Below are 23330 nucleotides of genomic sequence, written 5' to 3' on the forward strand. Positions count from 1 at the left end.
CCGGCATGAGCCACCCGGACGCGGCCGGGGACATCGAACTGGCCCTGCTGCTCGAAGGCGTGTACCGGGCCACCGGGCACGACTTCCGGCAGTACACGGCAGCGACCGTGCGGCGGCGCGTGCTGCACGCCATGGCCGCCGAGGACCTGCACTCCATCAGCGAGCTGCAGGGCCGCGTGCTGCGCGACCCGGCCGCCATGCTGCGCCTGCGGGAGACGCTGAGCATCAACGTGACCGAGATGTTCCGCGACCCCTCGTTCTTCCGGGCGCTGCGCGACCAGGTGCTGCCCGTGCTGCGCACCCACCCGTTCATCCGCATCTGGCACGCCGGCTGTTCCAGCGGCGAGGAGGTGTACTCCCTGGCGATCCTGCTGCACGAGGCGGGCCTGCTCGACCGCGCGCGGCTGTACGCGACCGACATGCACGCCCCGGCCCTGAACGCGGCGCGCAGCGGCATCTACCCGCTGGACAAGATGACCGCCTACGCCGGGAACTACGCGCAGGCGGGCGGGCAGGGGGACTTCGGGGCGTACTTCACCACGCAGTACGGTCACGCGCTCGTGCGGGCCGACCTGCGGCAGAACATCATCTGGGGGCAGCACAACCTCGCCACGGACGGCAGCTTCAACGAGTTCCACCTGATCCTGTGCCGCAACGTCCTGATCTACTTCACGCGCCACCTTCAGGAACAGGTGAAGGCGCTGCTGTGGCACAGCCTGGCGCCATTCGGCCTGCTGGCGCTGGGCCGGCACGAGAGCATGGACTTCAGCGAGCACGCCAGCCGCTTCAGCACCCTGACCCTCACCGAGAAGCTGTACCGGAGGATCGGCTGATGCCGCAGTTCCAGGTGCCGCCCGCCAAGGTCCTGATCGTGGACGACCAGGACAGCAAACGCATCGGGCTGGCGGCCGCGCTCGACCAGCTGGGGCACGAGGTCGTCATGGCCAGCTCCGGCCGGGAGGCGCTGCGGTACCTGCTGACGCACGAGGTCGCGGTGATCCTGCTGGACGTGCGCATGCCCGAACTCGACGGGTTCGAGACCGCCGCCCTGATCCGCACCCGCCGCCAGTCCGAGACCACCCCCATCATCTTCGTGACCGCGTACACCCACGCGGAATCCGACATGCTCAGCGGGTACACGCACGGCGCGGTGGACTTCATCTTCTCGCCCATCCAGCCGGAGATCCTGCGCGCCAAGGTGCAGGTGTTCGTGGACCTCTACCGCCACGCGCACCTCGCGCAGGCGCACGAACGCCGCCTGCGCGACCTGGAAGCCCAGCAGGCGCGGCTGGAACTGCACAAACTGTCCAGCGCGCTGGAACAGTCCGCGGACCCCGTGGTGATCACGGACGCGCTCGGGCACGTGGAATACGTGAACGCCGCGTTCAGCGCCAACGTCGGCCGCCGCGCCGCCGACCTCACCGGCCGCCCGCTGGCGACCCTGCACCCGGCGGCCGAGGGCAGCACCGACCTGCAGGCCCTGTGGGCGCAGGTCCGGGCCGGGCACGTCCAGCGCGCCGAGGTCACGTACCACCGCCCGGACGGCGCACCCTACCACCAGGCCACCACGGTCACGCCCCTGACCGACGAGACCGGCGCCGTCACGCACTTCATCATCACCGGGCATGACGTCAGCGAACGCAAACGCCTGGAAGCCGAGATGCAGGCCCTGAACGCCAGCCTGGAAGCCCGCGTGCGGGAACGCACCGCGCAGCTGCAGGAAGTGAACGAGGAAATCGAAGCGTACGCGTACTCCATCAGCCACGACCTGCGCACCCCGCTGCGGCACATCATGAGTTTCGCCGATCTGCTGGCCCGCTCGGCCGGCGAGACGCTACCCGCCAAGTCCCGCGCCCACCTGGAACGCATCCGCAGCAGCGCGCACCGCATGTCCGAACTGATCGACCGGCTGCTGGACTTCGCCCGCACGGGCCGCCACCAGCTCACGCTGCAACCCATCGAACTGGGCACCCTGCTGGACGAGCTGATCTCCGACTACCAGCGCGACCCGACCGCGCCGCCGATCCGCTGGGAGGTGGCGCCGCTGCCGACCGTCACGGCAGACCTGATCAGCCTGCGGGAACTGCTGGGGAACCTCATCTCGAACGCCGTGAAGTACGCCCGGGACGCCGAGGGCGGCCCGCACATCCAGGTGCAGGCCACGCAGACCGGCGGGTTCCATCACGTGTCCGTCACGGACAACGGCGTGGGGTTCGACATGGCCTACAGCCACAAGCTGTTCACGGTCTTCCAGCGGCTGCACACCTACGACCGCTTCGAGGGGCACGGCGTGGGCCTGGCCCATGTCAAACGGATCATCGTGCGGCACGGCGGCACGGTGCGCGCCCACAGCGCCGAGGGGCAGGGCGCCACGTTCACGTTCACGCTGCCGGTCGAGCCCATCAGCCCGGTGGACGTCCCCCAACCCACCTGACCTCGCGCGGGCCTCTGGTAGATTGACGGTCATGCTCCGCGCGCCTGACCTGCCCAGTGCCGCCCTGCTGCGCCTGCAGCTGGGTCGCGGTCGGGCCGCGGCGAACGAGATCGCCCCGAACCTGCACGGGTGGTGGTGCGCGAACCTGGGGCGTCCCCTGCGCCTCCTCCGGACGGACTGACCCGAGCCGCGCCCCTGACGGCGCGACCAGCCTCTTTCCCCTGTCCCGGAGGAGCCCCATGACCCTGACCATTCCCGACCACCTGCTCGCCCTCGATGCCCGTGACCCCCTGGCGCACAAGCGTGGGGAGTTCCACCTGCCGCGCGGGGTGGTGTACCTCGACGGCAACAGCCTGGGCGCACTGCCCCGCGGCGTCCCCGCGCGACTCGCGCACGCCGCGCAGACCGAGTGGGGCGAGCAGCTGATCCGCTCGTGGACCGCCGGGGCCGACGCGGGCCAGGACTGGATGGCGCTGCCCGACCGCGTGGCGGCCAAGATCGCCCGCCTGATCGGCGCCCGCCCGCACGAGGTCGCGGTGGGCGACTCCACCAGCGTGAACACCTTCAAGGTGCTCGCCGCGGCGCTGGGCGTGGCGCAGCCGGGCCGCCGCGTGATCCTGACCGACGCGGACAATTTCCCCACGGACCTGTACGTCGCGCAGGGCCTGAACGCGCTGCTGGGCGGCACACTGGAGCTGCGCCGCGTGCCCGCCGACGACATCGAAGCCCACCTGACGGGGGACGTGGCGGCGCTGCTGCTCACGCAAGTGGACTACCGCACCGGGCGCAAACTGGACCTGGAAGCGATCACCGAACAGGCCCAGGCGCAGGGCATCGTGACCGTGTGGGACCTCGCGCACTCCGCCGGGGCGTTCCCGGTAGACCTGAACGGTGCGGGGGCGGACTTCGCGGTGGGCTGCGGGTACAAGTTCCTGAACGGCGGCCCCGGCGCGCCCGCGTTCCTGTACGCCGCCGAACGCCACCACGACGCGGCTCCCGTGGCGATCAGCGGCTGGATGGGGCACGCCGACCCCTTCGAGATGGCCCGCGACTTCACCCCGGCCCCCGGCGCGCGCCGCTTCGTGGCGGGCACGCCGATGGTGCTGAGCCTCAGCGCGCTGGACGAGGCGCTGAACGTGTTCGCGGACGTGGACCTGGACGCGCTGCGAGCCAAGAGCCTGTCGCTGACCGACACGTTCATCGATCTTGTCGAACCGCTGGCCGCCCGCTTCCCGCTGACGCTGGTCACGCCCCGCGAGCACGCCCGGCGCGGCTCGCAGGTCAGTTACCGCCACCCGCAGGCGCGCGAGGTCATGGCCGACCTGATCCAGGCGGGCATCATCGGGGACTACCGCACGCCGGACATCCTGCGGTTCGGCTTCACGCCGCTGTACCACTCGCACGCGGACGTGTGGCAGGCCGCGCGGGGCGTGCAGGCCGTCCTGGAGGCCCGCGCGTGACCGGGGAGCCGCCCCTACGCCCGGGCGCCCCGGACCGTGACGCGCCCGAGCAGGCGTACACCGACTTCACCCGCAGCCTCAGCTACGGCGACTACCTGCAACTGGACGTGCTGAAAAGCGCACACCGCCCCGTCACGGCCGCGCACGACGAGCACCTCTTCATCGCCGTGCATCACGTCTCCGAAGTGTGGCTGGACCTGATCATCCGCGAGCTGCGCGCCGCGATGGACCAGCTCGCGCGCGGCATCACCGACGCGCCGCAGAAGGGGCTCTCGCGCGTCGTGCGCGCCCAGGAGCAGCTCACGAACGCCTGGGAGGTCCTCAAGACCATGACCCCCGCCGACTACCTGCAGTTCCGCGACGCGTTCGGGCAGGCGTCGGGCTTCCAGAGCGCGTCGTACCGCATGGTGGAATTCCTGCTCGGGAACCGCCACGCGGTGCTGCTGCGCCCGCACGAGCACCGCCCGGACCTCATCGGCCCGCTGCGGGAGGCGATCGAGGCGCCCAGCGTGTACGACCTGACGCTGCGCCTGATGCACGCGCGCGGCCTGACCGTGCCGGACGAGGTCCTGAACCGCGACCTGACGCTGCCGCCCGTGCTGAACGAGACGGTGCTGGAACACTGGCTGACCGTGTACCGCCACCCCGAGACGTACTGGGACCTGTACGAACTCGCCGAGAAGCTGCTGGACGTCGAGGACAACTTCCGCCGCTGGCGCTTCAACCACCTGACGACCGTGGAACGCACCATCGGCTTCAAGCGCGGCTCGGGCGGCACCAGCGGCGCCGGGTACCTGCGCCGCGCGCTGGAAACCGTGCTGTTCCCGGAACTCTGGGAAGTCCGCACCCGACTGTGACGCGAACCGTCCCGGTGAGGGCCTAGCGTGCCGCTGCTGGCCGCGCTGGCCTTCCTGGGCCTGACCCTGCTGCTGGGCACGCCGCTGGCGCAGGTGGTCCTGCGCACACCAGTCCGCCTGCGCGTCCCGGCCCTGGGCCTGGCGCTGCTGACAGCCGCCTGGACCGCGCAGGTGGCCGTCACGCTGGGTACCCTAGGACTGAGCGCAGCCGACGTCCCCGCGTTCCTGACGGACACGGGAACCGGGCGGGCCATGCTCACCGGACTGCTGGGCGGCACCCTGCTGCTCGCGGCGCGCGTGTCGCTCACGCCTCTGCTGCCCCTGGGACCGGCCCTGGCGATGCTGCCCGGCGCGCTGCTGCTCGTCTGGGGCGCCTCCGGAGTCGGGCATGGCGCAGGCCACACCCTGGAAATCCGGGCCCTGCACGCCCTGCACCTGACCGCCATGAGCGCCTGGGTGGGCGGCGTGATCGCCCTGACCCTCGCCCGGCCCCTGGCCGCCCGGGCCGCCGCGCGCTTCACGCCCCTGGCGACCGGCAGCCTCGCCGCGCTGGCGGTCACGGGCCTGCTGCTCGGCAGTGAACACCTCCCCACCCCCGCCGAATGGACCGGCACCCGCTACGGGCAGACACTGCTCGTCAAGCTGATCCTCGTGACGCTGGCCGTCGGGGCCGCGGCACTCGTGCGGCGCGCCTTCGCCCGGCAGGACCGCCGCGTCCGCCTGCTGCTGGCCCGCGAAGCCGTGCTGCTGCTGGCCGTGCTGGGCGTCACCGGCGTGCTGAGCACCACTGACCCGCACGATCATCCGGGCCCCGATCACTCGCAGGGCCAATTCCACCTCCCGGCCGCACGTCACGCGCACATCGTCCAGCGCAGCGCCTCACAGCAGAATTCAGAGAGTGTGAGGGAGACCCTCCCGACCTCTGAACTGAGCGGACTCGCAGAGCTGCGCAGCAGAGCAAGCACCTGAACACGACATCGGTTGGAAGTGGAGCCCGGGGGCATGCTGTGTGGCCCCCAGTGGCACTGAAACCCGCTGTCACAGCAGAATTCAGAGGTATTGAAGGGTTGTCTTGATATCTCTGAATCGAGCGGAGCGAGCACCTGAGAAGAACAGCGGTTGGCGGTGGAGTTGAGGGGCGTGATGTTGGCCCCTCAACGAAGCTGGAAACCGCTGTCCGTAGGCCGCACGATGCTTGTCAGGGAATGGCAATGAGGGCGCGGCCGGTGCCGGTCAGCGTCACCCGCTCCGCCCACGCCGGGACCAGCACCGTCCCGAACGGCGCCACCTCCACCCGCTCCCCGCCCGCCTCCACCGTCAGCGTCCCCTCCACCACCGTCACCAGTCCGAACGATCCGCCCAGTTCGGTCGTCTCCCCACCCCGCGCACCCACCAGCGTGAACTGGGCGCAGCGCACCAGTTCTCCCACGCCCCCCGTCTCGCTCGCCGCCGTCCACGCCCCGCCCAGGTCCGCGCGCGTCACCGCGACGGACTCCTCCAGGTGCAGCGCCCGCCCTGCACTGGCGGGCCGGTCCCAGTCGTAGACGCGGTAGGTGGTGTCGCTCGCCTGCTGCACCTCGTACAGCAGCAGGCCCGGCCCCAGGGCGTGCAGCGTCCCGGCCGGGATGAACAGCGTGTCACCGGCGGCGGGCTGCGCCCGCTCGCTGAGGTCGAGGATGCCGCCGTGCCGGATCGCGTGCGCCAGGGCGTCGGGCGTGGTGCCCGGCACCACGCCCGCGAGGAGCTGCGCGCCGGGGTCGACGTGCAGGAAGTGCCAGGCCTCAGTCTTGCCGCGCTCGCCGGGACCGACCATGGTCCGGGCCTGGGCGTCGTCGGGATGGACCTGGACGCTGAGCCAGTCGCGGCAGTCGAGGAGCTTGATGAGGAGGGGAAAGCCGGCGTGCGGGTCGAGGTGCGGGCCGAGGAGCTCCCCCGGGTGAGCGTGCAGGAGGTCGTCGACGGTGTGGCCGGCGAGGGGGCCGGTGGTGACGAGGCTGCGGCCGTCGGCGATCCAGGCTTCACCGACGGGGGTGTCGCCGATGGGGGGAGCGAGACGGTCGCCGCCCCAGACGCGGGCGTGATACCGGGGCGTCAGGGGCAGCAGGGCGGGCAGCGCAGCGGGGGCATTGATCGGTTCGGTCACGTCGGCACCTCCCGATGACCATACCAAGCGGCTGAGCCGGGCGGCGGTTACTGCGCGGCTTCGATGCTCACGTCGTCCCAGTCGAGGGCGACGTCTTCCATGGTGACCAGGGGCAGCTGGGCGATCAGGGTGCGCAGTTCACCCACGAGTTCCATCACTTTCGGCGAGGGCGGCTGATCATCGGGGTTCTCGGCGGTGCGGGTCCGGAACCAGAAGCGGGGCTTGCTGGCCGACTTGCTGGCCGCGGCGCGTTCATCCAGCGCCGCGACGAGGGCCTGCGTGGTCTGCACGACCTGACTGTCCAGCGTGGTGGACAGGATTTCCGAGACGGACTGGGTCTTGAGCAGGCCGCTGAGGGTAGAGGGGTCCGCGCCAAGGTCCGACACGCAGCGCGTGGTCAGGTGCTGGGCGTGCCCCATGTTGGAGGCCAGGCCGACAGTGTTGCCGGGACGGCGGACCTTGTCGCCCTGCACGGCCAGCAGTTCCGGCATGCTGTCGCGCCCGGCCACCGCGATCAGGCGCAGCCAGGGACCCCGGGCCCGGTGGGCCTGGAGGACCGTGATCACCTGAGCGGTCCGGTAGACCGCGTCGTCGGTGGCGCTGAGGGCCTCACGGATGTTCATACCGTCACCTTAGCGGTCTGGGCGGCACAAATCTCTTTCACTGTGATGAGCACGGTCCAGAGCATAGCGGCATTGTCGCCCCGCGTCACGCACTTAACTGCGTGCCGGGTCAGCGCCACGAGCGCTCGGCGGGAAGCAGGTGCGCTTCCCCGTTGAAGCTGTCCAGACTGACGCGCCTGCCCCCGAAGGTCAGGCGGGTGACGCTGGCGTTGCGCACCCGCCAGTTCAGGCGCAGGGCCGTGGCATCGGGCGCGTCGAGCACGCGGGCGAGCATCAGGCCGATCACGCCGCCGCTGGTGAACACCGCCACACGGCTCCCGCCCGGCAGCGCCAGCAGGTCGGAGAACCCGCCAAGCACGCGGGCGCGGAACGCCGCCCAGCCCTCCACGTCCGGATGGGTGAGGGTGCCCGCCTGCCACGCGGCCGCGACCGTCTCCAGCAGGGCCTGGAAGGTGCGGTTGCGGGTCTGGGCGTCGCTGGCGCGGAAGGCGGCGACCTGCGCGGCGAACGCGTCGTCCCGCGCGGCCAGCAGCGGCGCCAGCGTGCGGATCAGGCCGTCCCCGTCGAACTCGGCCAGCCGGGCGTCCTCGGCCGCAACGGGCCAGTCCGTCGCCTGACCGGCCGCCAATTGGGCGCTGCGCCGCTGCCGCACGAGCGGGCCGTGCAGGACGTGCGTGGGCACCCAGCCCTCGGCCTGGAACGCCGCGCCGACCGCGCGGGCCTGCGTCTCGCCCAGCGGGGAGAGGCGGTCGGTGTCGGCCTCGAACGGCGTGGCCTGCCCGTGGCGGATCAGCCGCAGTTCACTCACGCGCGTCCTGCTGCAGGATCAGCGCCCAGGCGCGGCGCATCAGCCACGCGGCCTGCGCGGCCAGCGGCGCGAAGCGCGGGTCCTGCGTCTGCCCCAGGCGGTAACGGGCGAAGATCTGGAGGACGATCACCGCGAGCTTGAAGTGCCCCAGCACCTCGAACCACGGCAGGGCGTCCGCCACGCTTCTCCCACTCCGGGCCTCGTAGCGGGCCACCAGAGCGTCGCGGTCCGGGAAACCCGGCGCGGCCGCGCCGACGCGGTTGGGCGCGCCGCCGGGCAGTTCCGGCATCGTCCAGTACGTCAGGGTCAGGCCCAGGTCCACCAGCGGGTCGCCCAGCGTGGTCATCTCCCAGTCGAGCAGCGCCACCACGCCGCCCGGGTCACGGGGGTCGAGCATCAGGTTGTCCAGCTTGAAGTCGTTGTGCACCAGCGCGTGCGCCGTTTCAGCTGGCGTGTGCGCCTCCAGCCACGCGATCACCAGTTCGTCGCGCAGTTCGGCGGGCGGGGGCAGGTCCCCGGTGTCCTTCAACGCTTCGCGGGCGCGGCGCCAACGGCCCGCCCAGCCGTCAACCTGACGGCGGTTGAAGCCCTCGGGTTTCCCCAGGTCACGCAGGCCCGCCGCGTCAATGTCCACCGCGTGCAGGTCCGCCAGCGTATCAATGAGGGCCGCGCCCAGCCGCTCCGGCGCGCCGTGCAGGTCGCGGTACTCGGGCGGGAGGCTGGTCCGCACGACCGTCCCGCGCCGCCGCTCCATCAGGTAGAAGGGGCTGCCGATCACGCCCGCGTCCTCCACGACCAGCAGCGGCGCCGGGGCCACGGGCAGCACCGGGTGGATGCGCGAGAGCAGGTTCGCCTCGCGGGTCATGTCGTGCGCGCCCTTCGGGAGCGGCCCCAGCGGCGCGCGGCGCAGCACGTATTCATGCTCGCCCAGCCGCAGCAGGTACGTCAGGTTCGAGAAGCCCCCGGGGAACTGCAAAACCTCCAGCGCGTCCACGTCGCCGGGCACCCGGCCCCGCAGGGCCTCCCGCAGCGCGTCCAGTGGAAGTTCCTCGCCGGGGCGGACGGGCGCGGCGTCCGGCGCGGTCAACGGCTCGCCTCCCCCGCCTCTGCCCCGTCCTGCTGGGCGTGCAGCAGCGCCATGGCCTTGCCGCGCAGGTGCCGCATCTTCCCGATCCAGCCGTCATAATCCGCGGCCTTCAGCTGGAATCCCTTCAGGGTGCTGGGGTGCGTGGTGATCAGGAACCCGTCGGCGCGCAGCACCTCCAGCGTCTTCGCGACCAGTTCGTCGGTCGTGATGGCCGTCTGCTGCAGCAACGGCGCGTTCTGGATCATGGGCGTCCACACGCCCTCCGGGCACAGCGCGGCCACCTTGATGCCCCGGTCACCGTACGTGATGCTCAGCCACTCCGCGAACGCCAGCGCGGCGTGCTTGGTCACGGCGTACGGTGCGGAGTGCAGTTCCGTCAGCAGGCCAGCTGCCGACGCGGTGTTCAGCAGGTAACCGTCCCCCCGTTCCAGCATGTGCGCCAGCACGTGCCGCGCCGCCCAGACGTGACTCATCACGTTCACGCGCTGGATCAGGTCCCACACGCGGTCCGGGGTGTCCGGCCCCTCCCCCACCGCGATGCCCGCGTTCGAGCACAGGAGGTCGATGCGGCCCTCGTGCGCCAGCACGTCGTCGATCAGGCCCTTCACGCCCGCCTCCTGACCCACGTCCGCCGCGATGAAGCGCGCCCCGATGGCCGCCGCCTCCTGCGCGCCCAGGTCCGCATTCCGGTCCGAGGCGACCACCGTCGCGCCCTCCTGCACGAACGCCGCCGCCAGCGCCTTCCCGATCCCCGACGCCGAGCCCGTCACCACGATCACTTTCCGTTCAAAGTCCATGTCAGCCCTCCAGTGAATCCGGGAACGCGTGGCCCCCGGCAAGTTGTTCGTTCGTCTGCCGCGACAGGTCCCGCACGCGGCCCAGCCAGCGGTCATGCGAGTTCGCGCGCGCCTGGAAGGCCCGCACGGTCATCGGATGCGTCGTGATCAGGAACTGCCCCGACCGCAGGCCACTCGCGGCCGCCTCCGCGACCTCCTCGGGCGTGATCGCCCCGGCCTGCAGGTGCGGCGCGCCCGCGATCAGGGGCGTCTGCACCCACTCCGGGCACAGGGCCGCCACGCTGATCCCGCGCTCCCCGTACGTGATCGCCAGCCACTCCGCGAAGGCCAGCGCCTCATGCTTCGTGACCGCGTACGGCGCGGAATGCACCTCGGTCAGCAGACCCGCCGCCGACACCGTCTGCAGCAGCGTGCCGCTCCCGCGCGCCAGCATGTGAGGCAACACGTGCCGCGCGCCCCACACGTGACTCAGGACATTCACGCGCCACGACACGTCCCACAGCGCGTCATCCGCCTCCAGACCGTTCCCGACCGCCAGCCCCGCGTTCGAGCACAGCAGGTCGACGCGGCCCTCGTGCGCCAGCACGTCGTCGATCAGGGCCTTCACCCCGGCCTCCTGCCCCACGTCCGCCTGCACGAAGCGCGCGCCGATGGCCGCCGCCTCGCGCGCCCCCGCCTCCGCGTTCCGGTCGGACGCCACCACGATCGCGCCCTCCTGCACCAGCCGCGCCGCCAGCGCCCGACCAATCCCGGACGCCGACCCCGTCACCACCGCCACCGCCTGATTCAAGTCCATGATCATTCTCCCTGACCCGTCCGGCTTCACTCGTCCGCCAGCCGGGACATCAACTCGCGTTTCCCGGCCAGCCGGGCCTTCGCATCCTGAAACGACCGTCCCCGAGGCACGGGGCGGATCAGCAGGCCGTCCGGGAGGAGCTCGATCTCAACCTCGTCCCTGAATCGACCCACCTCACCGAATCCCCCCTGCACCAGCAGACCATCCGGCAGGAGGAGCACTCCCCCGGCCGCGGTTGTCGCCAGCTTCAGGCGCATGGCCGTCCTCAGCGGCGTCCGCTGACGCCCTGGCGGCGCAGTTCTTCCTTGGCGACCGTCTCGGCGTGCACGATGTCCGGGCCGTCCGCGAGGCGCAGGGTGCGCGCCTGGGCGTACATCATCGCCAGGGGCGTGTCCTGGCTGACGCCCGCCCCGCCGAACACCTGGATGGCGCGGTCGATGACGCGCAGCGCGACGTTCGGCGCGACGACCTTGATCGCCGCGATCGGCCCGCGCGCTTCCTTGTTCCCGACGGTGTCCATCATGTGCGCCGCGTGCAGGGTGAGCAGGCGGGCCTGGTCGATCTCCATGCGGCTTGCGGCGATGGCCTCGCGGACGTGCTGGTGCCCGGTGAGGGGTTTGCCGAAGGCGGTGCGGGACGCGGCGCGCTGCACCATGAGGTCCAGGGCGCGTTCGGCCTGCCCGATCAGGCGCATGCAGTGATGGATGCGGCCCGGCCCGAGGCGGCCCTGCGCGATCTCGAAGCCGCGCCCCTCGCCGAGCAGGAGGTTCGCGGCGGGCACACGCACGTCCCGGAACGTCATCTGCGCGTGGCCGTGCGGCGCGTCGTCGTACCCGAACACGGTCAGCATGCGTTCCTTCGTGACGCCCGGGGCGTCCAGGGGAACGAGGATCATGCTCTGCTGGCGGTGCCGTTCGGCATTCGGGTCGGTCTTGCCCATGAAGATGCTGATCTTGCAGCGGGGGTCCCCGGCGCCGCTCGTCCACCACTTGTCGCCGTTCACGACGTACTCGTCGCCGTCGCGGGTGATGCTGGACTGGATGTTCGTCGCGTCGCTTGAGGCGACGTCGGGTTCGGTCATGGAGAACGCGCTGCGGATCTCGCCGTTCAGCAGCGGGATCAGCCACTGCTCCTGCTGTTCGGGCGTGCCGTAGCGGGCCAGGACCTCCATGTTCCCGGTGTCGGGCGCGGAGCAGTTGAACACCTCGGGCGCCCACCACACGCGGCCCATGACCTCGCACAGGCCCGCGTACTCCAGGTTCGACAGGCCCGGTCCGAACGTCCCGTCCGGGTCGCTGGCGGGCGGCAGGAACAGGTTCCACAGGCCCTCGGCGCGCGCCTTCGGCTTCAGCTCGTCGATGATCGGAAGGTGCTCCCAGCGGTTCCCCGAGTCGATCTGCCGGGCGACCTCGGCCTCGTTGGGGTAGATGTGCGCGTCCATGAACGCGGTGAGGCGCGCGTGCAGGTCACGGGCGCGGGGGGACACGTCAAACATCGTCATAGGGGGACCTCCTCGGGGGTCAGGGGGCGGAAGCTGGCCTCGTCACCGTCGATGCCCAGCAGGAAGTCTCGGTAGCCCCGCCCAGACTCGCCTCGCAGGATCAGGCCCAGCGACATCAGGCCATCCAGCACCGCCTCGGCGCGCTCCAGCAGCTCCGGGTCGGGATCCTCGGCGAGTTGCCGGGCGAGGCGGGCATCCTCGTCGAACAGCGGGCGGTACGGGTCGAAGGCGGGCGAGGCGACGAAGGTGCCCGCCACGGCGAACATCTCCGTGTCGGTGACGGTCAGGGTGCCGAGCACCTCCCCGGTCGTGGGGCGTTCCAGCGTGTAGCGGGTGCCGATCTTCATGGCACGTCCGCGCGGGCGATGGTGCCCAGCGCCGTGGCGACGAGTTTCTCCTGACCGTCCTGCGCGGCGTAGAGGTCGCAGCGGGTCACGGCCTGCCGTTTCCCGGCGCTGAGCACGCTGCCGCGCCCGATGAGGGTGTCGCCCTGCGCGGGCCGCAGGAAGTTGATCTTGAATTCACTGGTCAGGACGCTGGGTCCCAGCGCGGCGGCCCCCATGAACGTGAGGGTGATGTCCGCCAGCGTCGCCTGGAGCCCGCCGTGCGCGAAGCCGTGATGCTGCGTCAGGTCGGGTCGCAGGGCGAGGCGCACCTCGACCGCGTCGGGGGTGAAACGGGTCGCGCGGGCGCCCACGAGGGTACTGAACGGCTGGGCGTCCAGCACGCCCTGCGCCATGGACAGCATGTCGGCGGGGGCGGTCATGGGGTCTCCGGGGGCAGGTCGTACACGGTGACGGGCACGCCGTGCGCAGCCAGTTCCTGCTCGATGATCGGTTCGATGACGGCCCAGTCCCCGCCGGCCACGCCTGCACCGATGCGGGGCATGTGGACGCTGGCCTGGGTGCGCTGCGCCTCGGTGCGGACGCGGCTCAATCCGGCGCGGATGGCCTCGTAGCGCACGGGCGGCACGGCGGTGGGGCGGTTCTTGCGGGCGATGTCGTGCTGCCCGATCAGGTTGGCGACCGTCAGATCGTCCCGGACGGGCACGAACTGCACCTCGCCCAGCGCGTACGGCTGATCGGTCTCACCGGCTGCCCAGGCCTTGAAGGCCCGCTCGGGTTCCGGATGGAGCTTCGACAGGGCCAGCACGAAGCCGCGTCCCCACGCGCCGATGTCGTTGCAGACGTGGACGAGGAGTTTGGGGCCGTCACCCTGCGGGTCGGTGGCGTCACCGGTCCGGTAGGTCAGCGGGGTCATGCGGGTCTCCCGATCCAGACGGTGCCGCGCCGCATCAGGTGCAGGGGGCCGTCCGGGGTCGACACGGTCCGGTGGGGTCGCCGGGCCAGGGACGGCCAGCGGGCCATGTCCCCGGCGTCCAGGGGTTCCTCGTCCGCGCCGGTCGTCCAGGTCAGGCGGGACAGTCGCTCGGCGAGGGGCGCGAACGCGTTCGGCAGGGGCTGCGTGGGGACGGGCGCGAACATCGTCTGGTACGTGGGGGCGCGGTCCTCGCGGGCCAGCACGACCTGGGAGTCCATGAAGTGGGGCCAGCACAGCCACACGGCCAGGAACGGCAGGTCCTCGCGGTCGCGCGTCTGGGCCTGCCAGCGGTCCAGGATGTCCAGCAGGCCTGTGAGCATCTGGCGGCGCAGCCACGCGGGCGGCTCGCGGCGCGGCAGGCGGTTCCACGGGTCGATCCACAGTTTCACGTAGTCCACGCCGCTGACGTTCAGGTGGGCCCAGTCGGGCGTGAGGTTCGCGGCGCGCCAGCGGGCCACCCGCCGCGCCTGGGCGCGCCGCCCGCGCACCTTGTGCCGGTTGCTGAGGCTCACAGGTAGACCCGGTAGACGCTCTCGGCGGTGCAGGCGGGTTTGTCCGAGCCGTCGATCTCGATGGTGTTCGCGACCGTGATCTGCACGAAGCCGCTGCCGGGTTCGGCGGACTGGAGCACGGCGCGGCTGCGGAGCCGCGCCCCGGCGCGGACGGGCGCGATGAAGCGCACGCGGTTCAGGCCGTAGTTGACGACCATCCGCGCGCCTTCGATGTGGGGGCTGCCGCCGAGGGTCATGAATTCCCCGGCCAGCAGCGAGAGGGTCAGGAAGCCGTGCGCGATGGTGCCGCCGAAGGGGCCCTGCGCGGCGCGTTCCGGGTCGACGTGGATGAACTGGTGGTCGCCCGTGGCGTCCGCGAACGCCTGGATGCGGTCCTGGGTGACCTCCACCCAGTCGGACAGCGCGACCTGCTGCCCGACGTGCGCGGCCAGTTCGTCCGGTCGGAGTCCGGCGGGGGCGGTCATACGACGCCGGCGCCGCCGTCCACGGCGATGTTCTGCCCGGTCATGTAGGCGCTGGCGTCGCTGGCGAGCAGCAGCGCGAGTCCCTTGAGGTCCTCGTCGGTGCCGAGGCGGTGCATGGGGGTGGATTCCAGGATGTTCTGCTCGCCGTACGCCAGGGTGCCCTTGGTCATCTTGGTGGGGAAATACCCGGGGCAGATGCTGTTCACGGTGACGCCCTTGTCGGCCATCTCGGCGGCCAGCGCGCGGGTGAAGTTCACGACGGCGCCCTTGCTGGTGTTGTACGCGACGGTGGGGGACATGCGGGGGTCGTTGCCCTGCAGCCCGGCGACGGACGCGACGTTCACGATGCGGCCCTTCCCGGCGGGGATCATGCAGCGTTTCAGGACGCTCTGGGTGATGAGGAACAGGCCGTTCACGTTGACGTTCATGACCTTCATCCACGCGTCGAGGGGGTGGTCGACGGTGGGGGCGCCCCAGGTGGCCCCGGCGTTGTTCACGAGGATGTCGATCGGGCCGACCTCGGCGTGAATTTGTTCGATCAGGGGGTCGATGGTGTCGAAGGCGCCCAGGTCGTTCGGGTAGACGTGCGCGGTGACGCCCAGGGCCGCGAGGTGGGTTTTCGCCTCGTCGAGTTCGTGGGCCTTGCGGGCGGTCAGGACGACGGTCGCGCCGTACTCGCCGAGGGCTTCGGCGATCTGGAGGCCGAGGCCGCGGCTGCCGCCGGTGATGAGGGCGACCTTGCCGGTCAGGTTGAACAGGTCTTTCAGGGCCATGCGGGGTGAACCTCCGGGTGAGGGGACGTGCGGGGGGGTTGAGGCCACCAGCATAGGCAGAAATGTACGTGAACGTCAATTTTGAACGCGAACGGACGCTACGGACAGGAGCGGGGTCAGGGCCGCCAGTCCAGGGTCGCCTCGCGCGCATCCTGCAGGCCCGCCACGTCCAGTTCCGCCCGCAGGCGGTACCGTCCCGCCGGGAGGCCGTCCAGCACCGGCAGGAACGGCTCGGCGCGCCGGACCTCGCCCGGCCACAGGATGACTTCGGGGCTGCCCGCGCACGCCTCGTCATCCCGCCGGACCGTCACGTCCCGCCCCCGCGTATCCAGCACCCGCAACCGGACCACGAAACAGTCCCAGTCCACCCGCACGGGCCAGCGCCCGGTGTTCACCACCCGCACGTCGGCCGCCAGGGCCCCCGCGCCGGGGAGGTGGGGCGGACGAACACACTCAGTCGAGAATCTCGGTCCACCTCTGCCGGCGTGACCGTCACCCCGCTGGGGTGCGCGGGCCTCCCGGGCGGCACGAGCACGCGGTTCAGCAGCGGATCGAACCGCCCGGCGCCGCCGACCTCCCGAAGAGCGGCCGAGTTCTGCGCCAGCGTGAAGCGCGCCATCCCCACCCTGAGCACCCCGGCGCGGGCGGCCGTTCGGGCCTCCTCGCCCAGCTGGTCGGTGGGCGGCCGGGCGCCCCCCGCTGACAGCACCGTCACGCGGGGACGCGCTCCGGCCACGTCCACCACCGTCCCCGCGAAGCCCGGCGGCTGCGCGGCCAGGGCGGTCCACTCGGGCGGCACGGCACTCCACCGCTGGGCCGCGACCGGCCCTCCTGAGAGCAGCAGGGCCAGCAGCAGTGGCGCGCAGCGGTTCACGTCTCCAGCGTACCCCCCGGACCCGGCTGCGGGCCGGGTGGGTTCAGTTGCTCTGGCCGGTGCGCAGGTGCCGGGCGGTGTTCATGGCGTCGCGCGCGCCGTCGAGGTACGGTTGCGCGTCCTGAACGATCCCCAGGTCACTGAGAAACAGGGCGGCCTGCATCATGCCGACCTCGGTGGCCTGGTCGGCGCTGTGCCCCTGGGCGTACATCAGGGTGGACCACATCGCGGCGACCTGCCGCACCATCGCGTACACCACACTGTCCATGTTGTCCCCTTCCCTGCCGCCTGCTGACCTGTCGGTCTCCGTTCAGCCTATCCGCGTTCCGGCGCGGCAATTGCGCCGGTGGACCTGTGGGGGCGCGGCCGGACGTGCATACTGTGAGGTCTGGGGCAGGTTCATTCCACTCGACTCCAGCGAGGAGCGATACATGTCCGCATCAACTGACCTGAGTTTCACCTGGGTGCCCGGCACCATGGACCGCGTTCGATTCACGCAGGGCGGACACGTCCACACCGTGTACCTGCGGGACGTGATCCGCCAGACCGTTCACAGTGACAGCGCCCTGTACCTCAAGGGCCGCGTGATCCTGCCGGTGACGGCCACGCATCTGGCCGACCTGATGGGCCGCCTGTCCCTGAACCGCGTGCGCAGCTCGCCACCGGCCTGAACGGGATCGTGGTGCCCTCATCCCCGTCGCCCCACCCGGGGCGGCCTGACCGAACGCACGTGGATCCGTCCCGTGCGTGCTTCTGTGCCGCTCCGCTGCGCGCCCATCCACACCGGCCGCCCCGCCGGCCAGCCGGAGGCGCGGCGTGACGTGCCGCGCCGAGGTCCTGGCGGCGGCCCGGTCCCTGAGCGGTGGGACGGCCGATGGCACGTTCTCCATTCAGGACGTCGTGCAGACCATGCGCACGCTGGGCACCCGGCACACGGACGCCGAGGTGCGGCTGCACGTGAGCACGGTGATGTGCCGCAACGCCACCGGAAAGCACCGGCTGAACGCGTCGTTCCACGACCTGGAACGCGTGTCGAGGGGCCGGTACCGCCTCATCCCGCCTGCCTGAGCCGGCGGGGGGCGCGGGTCACTGCACGGGCCGGGCGGGCTGGGTGACGGTCAGGCGCGCGCGGCTGCCTTCGGCGCGCAGGTCGTCACTGTGGGCGTGGACAAGCAGTTCCTGCCGGTTTCCATCGAGCGTGACGGTGTAGGTGACGTCGTGCCCCTTGAACTCCCGGGCCTGGATGGTCACCTCGGGCGCGGCCGCGTCGTCGGTGAAGCGCAGGTGTTCGGGGCGGACGCTGACCAGCACCGGCCCGCTGCGGGCCTCCTGCAGGGGAATGATGCCCAGCGCCGTGCGGGCCATGAGGCGGTCGGCGGTGCCGGACAGCAGGTTGCTGCGGCCCAGGAAGTTCGCGACGAAGGCGGTGCGGGGCCTCGTGTACACGTCGTGCGGCGTGCCGATCTGTTCGGCCTGCCCGGCGCGCATGAGGACGATCCGGTCGCTGAATGCCAGGGCCTCCTCCTGGTCGTGCGTGACGAGGATGGCGGTGGTCCCCGCGGCGCGCAGGATGCTGCGGATCTCCTGGCGGGTGGCGTGCCGAAGTTGCGCGTCGAGGTTGCTGAACGGTTCGTCCAGCAGCAGCAGGGTGGGGCGGGGCGCCAGCGCGCGGGCCAGCGCGACGCGCTGCTGCTGCCCGCCGCTGAGTTCATGCGGGCGGCGGCTCTCGAAGACGGTCAGGCCCACCAGGGCCAGGGTCTCGCGGGCGCGCGGCAGGCGCTGGGCGCGCGGCAGGTGCGAGAGGCCGAACAGGACGTTCCCCAGGACGCTCAGGTGCGGGAACAGCGCGTAATCCTGGAACACCAGGCCGACGCCGCGCCGTTCGGGCGGCGCGAAGGGGGTGGTCACGTTGCGTCCGCCGATGTGGACGTGCCCGCTGTCGGGCTGTTCCAGGCCCGCGATGAGGCGCAGCGTGGTGGTCTTCCCACATCCGGACGGGCCCAGCAGCGTCAGGAGTTCCCCGGCGGGCACGCTGAGGTTCAGGTCGTTCACGACCGGGGGGTGGCCGGGCGCGTAGCGTTTGCTGAGGTGGTCGAGCTGGAGGATGGGGGTCATGCCGGTTCCTTGGGGGGGCGGGGGGGTCTGGGGGCGGGGCGGCGCTCGCGGCGCAGGATCAGCAGCGTCAACACCGCGCCGCTGAGGGCCAGCGCCAGGGCGTAGGGGGCGGCGGCGGCGTACTGGGCTTCCTCGGTGTACGCCCAGACGTTGCGGGCCAGCGTCTCGAAACCGATGGGGGCCAGCAGCAGCGTCAGCGGAAGTTCCTTGAGGACACTCAGGAACACGAACGCGGCGCTGACGAGCAGCCCGGGGCGGATCAGCGGGAGCGTGACGCGGGCCAGCGCGCCCCGGCTGGTCTGCCCGAGCAGCCGCGCGGCTTCCTCCAGGCGGGGCGTGGCGGTGTTCAGGCTGGTGCGGATCGGGCCGACGGCCTCGGCGACGAAATGCAGGGTGTACGCGAGGATCAGCAGGGGGAAGGTCTGGTAGAGCGGCGGGGCGACTTTCAGGCTGAAGAACACCAGCGCCAGCGCGAACGCCAGCGGGGGCGTGGCGTACCCGAGGTACGCGGCGCGTTCCGTGAAGCGCGCCAGTCGCCCCTGCGCGCGGCTGCCAATGTACGCCAGCGGGAACGCCAGCGCGGTGGTGGTCACGGCCGCGATGGCGGCGGCGCCCAGCGCGCTCTTCAGGGCGTCTCCCAGGCTGGCCCACGCGAAGGGGTTGGTTTCCAGGCGCAGCCAGTACGCGATGGTGCCCAGCGGGACGATCAGCGCCGCGCCGGTCAGGGCCGCCACGAACGTCCAGGCCAGCGGCCGGGTGCGGCCCAGTCGGGTGGTGCGGATCTCGCGCGCCCCGCCGGGACTGACCCGCGCGAGGTGCAGGCCACGCATCAGCCGCGCCTCGAGCAGCAGGGCCGCGCCGGTCACGAGCAGCAGGCCCAGCGCCAGCCAAGCGGAGTACACCCGGTCGTACGCGGCGGTGTACTGCTGGTAGATCGCGGCGCTGAAGGTGGGAAAGCGCATCAGGCTGACCACGCTGAAGTCCCCCAGGACGTGCAGGGCGATCAGCAGCGCGCCGGACAGCCAGGCGGGCCGCAGGTACGGCAGGGTCACCTCGCGGAACGTCTGCCACGGCGTGCGGCCCAGCAGCCTCGCGGCGTCCTCCAGGGCGGGGTCCTGGGTGCGCAGCGCGGCGTGCAGGTTCAGGAACAGGTACGGGAACGTGAACAGCGTCAGGATGCCCAGCGCGCCCCAGAACCCGCTGGGGCCGGGCCAGTTGATGCCGGTCAGCGCCTCGATGGTGCCGCCGGGTCCGCTGGCGGCGATCATAGCGTACGCGCCCACGTAACCGGGAATCGCCAGGGGCAGCACGCCCGCGAGCATGAGTGCGCGGCGGGGGCGCAGGTCGGTGCGCGCCGCGAGGTACGCCAGCGGCAGCGCGACCAGCGTGGTCGTGATCAGGGTGCCGCCCGTCAGCAGGAGGGTGTTGCCGAGCAGTTCCAGGTTGCGCGTGCGGAAGACGATCTCGCGCAGTTCGGTCCCCTCGGCGCCCAGCGCGCGCAGCAGCAGGTACACCAGGGGCAGCAGGACACCGGCCACCGTCAACAGGGCGGGCAGCAGCAGGGGCAGGGGGGGGCGTCGTCGGATCATGGGTGGGGTGTGCCCATGCGGGCAGCCCCGTCACGATAGCAGAGCGGATTACTCGGGTTTCAGGTCGGGTGTCCCCCGGTCGCGCCACCCCCAGCCACAGCCGAAGGCCGCCGCCCCTGCCAAGCGGGACGGCGGCCTTCTGGGGAGGGGCCTTACAGCAGGCCCGCGTCCCGCAGGAGCTTCTGCGCTTTCTCGATGTTCTTCGGCATGACGGTGGGATCCACCTTGGGGCTGCGCTTGATCACGTCCGCGTAGGGCAGCATGGTCGTGGGCTGCAGGATGTTGCCGATCACGGGGTACTCGAAGTTCACGCTCAGGAAGAACGTCTGCGCGTCCTTGGCGACCAGGGCGCTCAGGAAGCGCGCGGCGCTGGCCTGGTTCTTGCTGGTCTTCAGGATCCCGGCGCCCGTGGCGTTGCCCAGGTTGCCGATGTCGCCATTCTTGAAGAAGTACGTGTCGATCGGGTAGCTCAGGCGGTTGACGCGCTGAATGTAGTAGTGGTTGGTCAGCGCGACGTCGATCTCACCGGCGCGCATGGCTTCGAGCATGCCGACGTTGCTGGTCTTGTAGTCCTTGGGCTGCAGGGCCTTCATGCCCTCGATCCAGGCGCGGGTCTTCTGCTCGCCCTGCTGCGCGATCATGACGCCCAGGAAGTCCTGGAAGCTGGGGTAGCTGACCGTCCAGCCGATGCGGCCCTTGAGGCTGGTCATCTTGGGGAGGTCCATGATCGAGTCGGGCAGCTGGTCCGGCTTGATCTTGCCCGTGTTGTACGCCAGGGTGCGGAAGCGGACAGTGGTGGGCAGCCAGGTGCGGCTGTCGGGCAGGTAGTCGTCACTGACGTTACGGGTCAGGGCCGCGCCCAGCTTGGTGAACTTGCCTTCCTCGGCCAGTTCGCCGAGCGCACCGACCGAGTTGCCCCAGTAGACGTCGGCGGGGCTGCGGCTGCCTTCCTCGCGGATGGCGGCGACGAGCTGCGCGTCGGTGCCGTAGCGGACGTTGACCTTGATGCCGGTCTGGCGTTCGAACTGCTGCACGACCGGGTCGACGAAGGTCTTGGCGCGGCCCGAGTAGACGGTCAGGGTCTTGGTCTGCGCGAGGCTGGTGCCGGCAAGCAGCAGAGCGGTGACGGCGAGAACGGTGCGTTTCATCCCCGTAATCCTAAGTACACCACTCGGATTACTATAGGTATGAATGTCCCGACGCGGAGGCCAATGGAAGCCGGGGCACACCTGCTCAGTGGCGCGCCCCGGCTCTCCCGATCTTCAGATATTCCGCACGGCGCCGCGCGCGGCGCTGGTGGTCATGCTGGCATAGGCGCGCAGCGCGCCGGTGATCTTGCGGGGACGGGCCTCGGCGGGGTGCCAGCCGGCCTCCTGCTGGTGGGCGCGCCGGGCGGCGAGTTCGGCGTCGTCCACGGCGAGGTGGATGCGCCGCGCGGGAATGTCGATCTCGATGACGTCGCCGGTCTGCACGAGGCCGATGGTGCCGCCCTCGGCCGCCTCGGGAGACACGTGCCCGATGGACAGGCCTGAGGATCCGCCGCTGAAGCGTCCGTCGGTGACCAGCGCGCAGTCCTTGCCCAGCCCCTTGGATTTCAGGTAGCTGGTGGGGTACAGCATCTCCTGCATGCCGGGGCCGCCCTTGGGGCCCTCGTAGCGGATCAGCACGACCTCGCCAGCAGTCACCGTGCCGTCGAGGATGGCGTCCACGGCGGCGTCCTGCGATTCGAACACGCGCGCAGTCCCGGTGAATTTCAGGATGCTCTCGTCCACCCCGGCGGTCTTGACGATGCAGCCGTCCTCGGCGAGGTTGCCGTACAGCACCGCCAGCCCGCCGTCCTGCGAGAAGGCGTGCTCGGCGCTGCGGATGACGCCCTTTTCGCGGTCGAGGTCCAGCGCGGTGTAGCGCCGCGCCTGCGAGAACGCCAGCTGGGTGGGCACCCCGCCGGGCGCGGCGCGGTAGAAGGTGTGGGTCGCCTCGTCATCGGTGCGTTTGACGTCCCAGCGGTTCAGGGCGCCTTGCAGGCTGGGGGCGTGGACGCTGTGCACGTCGCGGTTCAGCAGCCCGGCGTCGTCCAGCTGGCCCAGGATGCCCATGATGCCCCCGGCGCGGTGGACGTCTTCCATGTGCACGTCGTTTTTGGCAGGTGCGACCTTACACAGCACCGGCACGCGGCGCGACAGGCGGTCGATGTCCTGCATGGTGAAGTCCACCCCGGCCTCGTGCGCGGCCGCCAGCAGGTGCAGCACGGTGTTGGTGCTGCCGCCCATGGCGATATCCAGCGTCATGGCGTTCTCGAACGCCTGGAAGGTGGCGATGTTGCGGGGCAGCGCGGACTCGTCGTCGCCCTCGTAGTAGCGCTTGGCGAGGTCCACGATGACGTGCCCGGCGCGTTTGAACAGCGCCTGCCGGTCGGCGTGCGTGGCGAGCACCGAGCCGTTCCCCGGCAGTGAGAGGCCCAGCGCCTCGGTCAGGCAGTTCATGGAGTTCGCGGTGAACATCCCCGAGCAGGACCCGCAGGTGGGGCAGGCGCTGCGCTCGACGTTCAGGACCTCCTCGTCCGTGACGCTGTCGTCGGCGGCCATGACCATGGCGTCCACGAGGTCCAGCGAGTGCAGGGTGTCTTTCAGCAGGATCTTCCCGGCCTCCATCGGCCCGCCGGACACGAACACCACGGGGATGTTCAGGCGCAGCGCGGCCATGAGCATGCCGGGGGTGATCTTGTCGCAGTTGCTGATGCACACCATCGCGTCGGCGCAGTGGGCGTTGACCATGTACTCGACGCTGTCGGCGATCAGTTCGCGGCTGGGCAGGGAGTACAGCATGCCGTCGTGCCCCATGGCGATCCCGTCGTCCACGGCGATCGTGTTGAATTCCTTGGCGACGCCGCCCGCCGCCTCGATCTCCCGCGCGACCAGCTGGCCGAGGTCCTTGAGGTGCACGTGGCCGGGCACGAACTGCGTGAACGAGTTGACGACCGCGATGATGGGCTTCTGGAAGTCGCCCTCCTGCATGCCGGTGGCCCGCCACAGCGCGCGGGCCCCGGCCATGTTGCGGCCTTCGGTGGTGGTGCGGGAACGGTAGGTGGGCATGGGCCGATGATGCGCCCAAACGCGCGGCCTGTGGCGCAGGCATCCAAACAGGGCCGCCTTCCCCACGCTGCGGTCCTCAGCGCCG

Annotated in this window: 29 protein-coding genes; 8 read left to right on the plus strand and 21 right to left on the minus strand. The window is 71.1% G+C overall.

Annotated features, from left to right (window positions below):
- Positions 1 to 5 precede the first annotated feature (5 nt).
- From IEY69_RS09750 to IEY69_RS09775, 6 genes are read left to right on the plus strand one after another with little or no spacing between them, the layout of a single operon-like run.
- Complete coding sequence (locus IEY69_RS09750) at positions 6 to 833, plus strand: CheR family methyltransferase (protein ID WP_189072968.1); 828 nt, start codon at positions 6 to 8, stop codon at positions 831 to 833.
- A complete protein-coding gene (locus tag IEY69_RS09755; RefSeq protein ID WP_189072969.1) occupies positions 833 to 2434 on the plus strand; it encodes a sensor histidine kinase in 1602 nt (533 codons plus the stop codon). Before IEY69_RS09750 ends, IEY69_RS09755 begins: the two co-directional genes overlap by 1 nt.
- 31 nt (positions 2435 to 2465) lie before the next feature.
- The gene (locus IEY69_RS09760) at positions 2466 to 2615 is read left to right on the plus strand and encodes a hypothetical protein (protein WP_189072970.1); all 150 of its coding nucleotides are present in this window, start codon (positions 2466 to 2468) and stop codon (positions 2613 to 2615) included.
- A 58-nt stretch (positions 2616 to 2673) separates the two neighbouring features.
- Positions 2674 to 3894: a kynureninase gene (gene kynU, locus IEY69_RS09765; protein ID WP_189072971.1), complete on the plus strand. Its 1221-nt coding sequence runs from the start codon at positions 2674 to 2676 to the stop codon at positions 3892 to 3894.
- Positions 3891 to 4751 (plus strand): tryptophan 2,3-dioxygenase, encoded by an 861-nt coding sequence (locus IEY69_RS09770; RefSeq protein WP_189072972.1) that lies wholly within the window; start codon positions 3891 to 3893, stop codon positions 4749 to 4751. The genes kynU and IEY69_RS09770 overlap by 4 nt, the downstream gene beginning before the upstream one ends.
- A 27-nt stretch (positions 4752 to 4778) precedes the next feature.
- Positions 4779 to 5720: a CopD family protein gene (locus IEY69_RS09775; RefSeq protein WP_189072973.1), complete on the plus strand. Its 942-nt coding sequence runs from the start codon at positions 4779 to 4781 to the stop codon at positions 5718 to 5720.
- 229 nt (positions 5721 to 5949) lie between these two features.
- On the opposite strand, the gene IEY69_RS09780 is transcribed toward IEY69_RS09775, so the two are convergent.
- The 17 genes from IEY69_RS09780 to IEY69_RS09860 all read right to left on the minus strand — a co-directional run bounded on the left by IEY69_RS09780 (position 5950) and on the right by IEY69_RS09860 (position 16717).
- The gene (locus IEY69_RS09780; protein WP_229783821.1) at positions 5950 to 6894 is read right to left on the minus strand and encodes a type I phosphomannose isomerase catalytic subunit; all 945 of its coding nucleotides are present in this window, start codon (positions 6892 to 6894) and stop codon (positions 5950 to 5952) included.
- Positions 6895 to 6941: 47 nt separating this feature from the next.
- Positions 6942 to 7517, minus strand: coding sequence for a hypothetical protein (locus tag IEY69_RS09785; protein WP_189072974.1), 576 nt, complete (start codon positions 7515 to 7517; stop codon positions 6942 to 6944).
- A gap of 109 nt (positions 7518 to 7626) precedes the next feature.
- The gene (locus IEY69_RS09790; protein ID WP_189072975.1) at positions 7627 to 8325 is read right to left on the minus strand and encodes a histidine phosphatase family protein; all 699 of its coding nucleotides are present in this window, start codon (positions 8323 to 8325) and stop codon (positions 7627 to 7629) included.
- Positions 8318 to 9412, minus strand: a complete 1095-nt coding sequence (locus tag IEY69_RS09795) for a phosphotransferase family protein (RefSeq protein ID WP_189072976.1) — start codon at positions 9410 to 9412, stop codon at positions 8318 to 8320. The genes IEY69_RS09790 and IEY69_RS09795 overlap by 8 nt, the downstream gene beginning before the upstream one ends.
- Positions 9409 to 10209, minus strand: a complete 801-nt coding sequence (locus IEY69_RS09800) for an SDR family oxidoreductase (RefSeq protein WP_189072977.1) — start codon at positions 10207 to 10209, stop codon at positions 9409 to 9411. The genes IEY69_RS09795 and IEY69_RS09800 overlap by 4 nt, the downstream gene beginning before the upstream one ends.
- 1 nt (position 10210) lies before the next feature.
- Positions 10211 to 11005 carry an SDR family oxidoreductase gene (locus IEY69_RS09805; protein ID WP_189072978.1) on the minus strand — a complete coding sequence of 265 codons (795 nt, stop codon included), beginning with the start codon at positions 11003 to 11005 and terminating at the stop codon, positions 10211 to 10213.
- A 26-nt stretch (positions 11006 to 11031) separates the two neighbouring features.
- Entirely contained in the window at positions 11032 to 11262 is a 231-nt protein-coding gene (locus IEY69_RS09810; protein ID WP_189072979.1) for a hypothetical protein, read from the minus strand.
- Positions 11263 to 11270: 8 nt separating this feature from the next.
- The gene (locus IEY69_RS09815) at positions 11271 to 12506 is read right to left on the minus strand and encodes an acyl-CoA dehydrogenase family protein (protein WP_189072980.1); all 1236 of its coding nucleotides are present in this window, start codon (positions 12504 to 12506) and stop codon (positions 11271 to 11273) included.
- Positions 12503 to 12853: a hypothetical protein gene (locus IEY69_RS09820; protein WP_189072981.1), complete on the minus strand. Its 351-nt coding sequence runs from the start codon at positions 12851 to 12853 to the stop codon at positions 12503 to 12505. Before IEY69_RS09820 ends, IEY69_RS09815 begins: the two co-directional genes overlap by 4 nt.
- Complete coding sequence (locus IEY69_RS09825) at positions 12850 to 13272, minus strand: PaaI family thioesterase (RefSeq protein WP_189072982.1); 423 nt, start codon at positions 13270 to 13272, stop codon at positions 12850 to 12852. Before IEY69_RS09825 ends, IEY69_RS09820 begins: the two co-directional genes overlap by 4 nt.
- On the minus strand, positions 13269 to 13766 hold the full coding sequence (locus tag IEY69_RS09830) for a macro domain-containing protein (protein ID WP_189072983.1): 498 nt from the start codon (positions 13764 to 13766) through the stop codon (positions 13269 to 13271). The genes IEY69_RS09825 and IEY69_RS09830 overlap by 4 nt, the downstream gene beginning before the upstream one ends.
- Positions 13763 to 14338, minus strand: a complete 576-nt coding sequence (locus IEY69_RS09835; RefSeq protein WP_189072984.1) for a hypothetical protein — start codon at positions 14336 to 14338, stop codon at positions 13763 to 13765. The genes IEY69_RS09830 and IEY69_RS09835 overlap by 4 nt, the downstream gene beginning before the upstream one ends.
- Positions 14335 to 14802 carry a MaoC family dehydratase gene (locus tag IEY69_RS09840; RefSeq protein ID WP_189072985.1) on the minus strand — a complete coding sequence of 156 codons (468 nt, stop codon included), beginning with the start codon at positions 14800 to 14802 and terminating at the stop codon, positions 14335 to 14337. The genes IEY69_RS09835 and IEY69_RS09840 overlap by 4 nt, the downstream gene beginning before the upstream one ends.
- Complete coding sequence (locus IEY69_RS09845) at positions 14799 to 15575, minus strand: SDR family oxidoreductase (RefSeq protein ID WP_189072986.1); 777 nt, start codon at positions 15573 to 15575, stop codon at positions 14799 to 14801. Before IEY69_RS09845 ends, IEY69_RS09840 begins: the two co-directional genes overlap by 4 nt.
- A 116-nt stretch (positions 15576 to 15691) precedes the next feature.
- Positions 15692 to 15979, minus strand: coding sequence for a hypothetical protein (locus IEY69_RS09850; RefSeq protein ID WP_189072987.1), 288 nt, complete (start codon positions 15977 to 15979; stop codon positions 15692 to 15694).
- Positions 15967 to 16449: a hypothetical protein gene (locus IEY69_RS09855; RefSeq protein ID WP_189072988.1), complete on the minus strand. Its 483-nt coding sequence runs from the start codon at positions 16447 to 16449 to the stop codon at positions 15967 to 15969. The genes IEY69_RS09850 and IEY69_RS09855 overlap by 13 nt, the downstream gene beginning before the upstream one ends.
- Positions 16450 to 16492: 43 nt before the next feature.
- Positions 16493 to 16717: a hypothetical protein gene (locus IEY69_RS09860; protein ID WP_189072989.1), complete on the minus strand. Its 225-nt coding sequence runs from the start codon at positions 16715 to 16717 to the stop codon at positions 16493 to 16495.
- A gap of 163 nt (positions 16718 to 16880) precedes the next feature.
- Between IEY69_RS09860 and IEY69_RS09865 the strand changes: the two genes are divergently transcribed.
- Positions 16881 to 17120, plus strand: coding sequence for a hypothetical protein (locus IEY69_RS09865; RefSeq protein WP_189072990.1), 240 nt, complete (start codon positions 16881 to 16883; stop codon positions 17118 to 17120).
- Between the two features lie 145 nt (positions 17121 to 17265).
- Positions 17266 to 17517, plus strand: a complete 252-nt coding sequence (locus IEY69_RS09870; RefSeq protein ID WP_189072991.1) for a DUF7669 domain-containing protein — start codon at positions 17266 to 17268, stop codon at positions 17515 to 17517.
- An 18-nt stretch (positions 17518 to 17535) separates the two neighbouring features.
- Here IEY69_RS09870 and IEY69_RS09875 read toward each other — a convergent pair whose 3' ends face one another.
- The 4 genes from IEY69_RS09875 to ilvD all read right to left on the minus strand — a co-directional run bounded on the left by IEY69_RS09875 (position 17536) and on the right by ilvD (position 23245).
- Positions 17536 to 18564, minus strand: a complete 1029-nt coding sequence (locus tag IEY69_RS09875) for an ABC transporter ATP-binding protein (RefSeq protein ID WP_189072992.1) — start codon at positions 18562 to 18564, stop codon at positions 17536 to 17538.
- Positions 18561 to 20153: an ABC transporter permease gene (locus tag IEY69_RS09880; protein WP_189072993.1), complete on the minus strand. Its 1593-nt coding sequence runs from the start codon at positions 20151 to 20153 to the stop codon at positions 18561 to 18563. Before IEY69_RS09880 ends, IEY69_RS09875 begins: the two co-directional genes overlap by 4 nt.
- A gap of 152 nt (positions 20154 to 20305) precedes the next feature.
- On the minus strand, positions 20306 to 21301 hold the full coding sequence (locus tag IEY69_RS09885; protein ID WP_189072994.1) for an extracellular solute-binding protein: 996 nt from the start codon (positions 21299 to 21301) through the stop codon (positions 20306 to 20308).
- Positions 21302 to 21415: 114 nt separating this feature from the next.
- Positions 21416 to 23245 carry a dihydroxy-acid dehydratase gene (gene ilvD, locus IEY69_RS09890; RefSeq protein WP_189072995.1) on the minus strand — a complete coding sequence of 610 codons (1830 nt, stop codon included), beginning with the start codon at positions 23243 to 23245 and terminating at the stop codon, positions 21416 to 21418.
- Between the last annotated feature and the right edge of the window lie 85 nt (positions 23246 to 23330).

It is taken from the genome of Deinococcus sedimenti, from assembly GCF_014648135.1.
Classification (GTDB): Bacteria; Deinococcota; Deinococci; order Deinococcales; family Deinococcaceae; genus Deinococcus; species Deinococcus sedimenti.

Excerpts from the sequence above, each read along its gene's own strand:
- IEY69_RS09750 (WP_189072968.1), top strand. The coding sequence starts at position 6 with ATGAGCCACCCGGACGCGGCCGGGGACATCGAACTGGCCCTGCTGCTC.
- IEY69_RS09755 (WP_189072969.1), top strand. The coding sequence starts at position 833 with ATGCCGCAGTTCCAGGTGCCGCCCGCCAAGGTCCTGATCGTGGACGAC.
- IEY69_RS09760 (WP_189072970.1), top strand. The coding sequence starts at position 2,466 with ATGCTCCGCGCGCCTGACCTGCCCAGTGCCGCCCTGCTGCGCCTGCAG.
- kynU (WP_189072971.1), top strand. The coding sequence starts at position 2,674 with ATGACCCTGACCATTCCCGACCACCTGCTCGCCCTCGATGCCCGTGAC.
- IEY69_RS09785 (WP_189072974.1), bottom strand. The coding sequence starts at position 7,517 with ATGAACATCCGTGAGGCCCTCAGCGCCACCGACGACGCGGTCTACCGG.
- IEY69_RS09800 (WP_189072977.1), bottom strand. The coding sequence starts at position 10,209 with ATGGACTTTGAACGGAAAGTGATCGTGGTGACGGGCTCGGCGTCGGGG.
- IEY69_RS09805 (WP_189072978.1), bottom strand. The coding sequence starts at position 11,005 with ATGGACTTGAATCAGGCGGTGGCGGTGGTGACGGGGTCGGCGTCCGGG.
- IEY69_RS09810 (WP_189072979.1), bottom strand. The coding sequence starts at position 11,262 with ATGCGCCTGAAGCTGGCGACAACCGCGGCCGGGGGAGTGCTCCTCCTG.
- IEY69_RS09815 (WP_189072980.1), bottom strand. The coding sequence starts at position 12,506 with ATGACGATGTTTGACGTGTCCCCCCGCGCCCGTGACCTGCACGCGCGC.
- IEY69_RS09820 (WP_189072981.1), bottom strand. The coding sequence starts at position 12,853 with ATGAAGATCGGCACCCGCTACACGCTGGAACGCCCCACGACCGGGGAG.
- IEY69_RS09825 (WP_189072982.1), bottom strand. The coding sequence starts at position 13,272 with ATGACCGCCCCCGCCGACATGCTGTCCATGGCGCAGGGCGTGCTGGAC.
- IEY69_RS09830 (WP_189072983.1), bottom strand. The coding sequence starts at position 13,766 with ATGACCCCGCTGACCTACCGGACCGGTGACGCCACCGACCCGCAGGGT.
- IEY69_RS09840 (WP_189072985.1), bottom strand. The coding sequence starts at position 14,802 with ATGACCGCCCCCGCCGGACTCCGACCGGACGAACTGGCCGCGCACGTC.
- IEY69_RS09845 (WP_189072986.1), bottom strand. The coding sequence starts at position 15,575 with ATGGCCCTGAAAGACCTGTTCAACCTGACCGGCAAGGTCGCCCTCATC.
- IEY69_RS09860 (WP_189072989.1), bottom strand. The coding sequence starts at position 16,717 with ATGGACAGTGTGGTGTACGCGATGGTGCGGCAGGTCGCCGCGATGTGG.
- IEY69_RS09865 (WP_189072990.1), top strand. The coding sequence starts at position 16,881 with ATGTCCGCATCAACTGACCTGAGTTTCACCTGGGTGCCCGGCACCATG.
- IEY69_RS09875 (WP_189072992.1), bottom strand. The coding sequence starts at position 18,564 with ATGACCCCCATCCTCCAGCTCGACCACCTCAGCAAACGCTACGCGCCC.
- IEY69_RS09880 (WP_189072993.1), bottom strand. The coding sequence starts at position 20,153 with ATGATCCGACGACGCCCCCCCCTGCCCCTGCTGCTGCCCGCCCTGTTG.
- IEY69_RS09885 (WP_189072994.1), bottom strand. The coding sequence starts at position 21,301 with ATGAAACGCACCGTTCTCGCCGTCACCGCTCTGCTGCTTGCCGGCACC.
- ilvD (WP_189072995.1), bottom strand. The coding sequence starts at position 23,245 with ATGCCCACCTACCGTTCCCGCACCACCACCGAAGGCCGCAACATGGCC.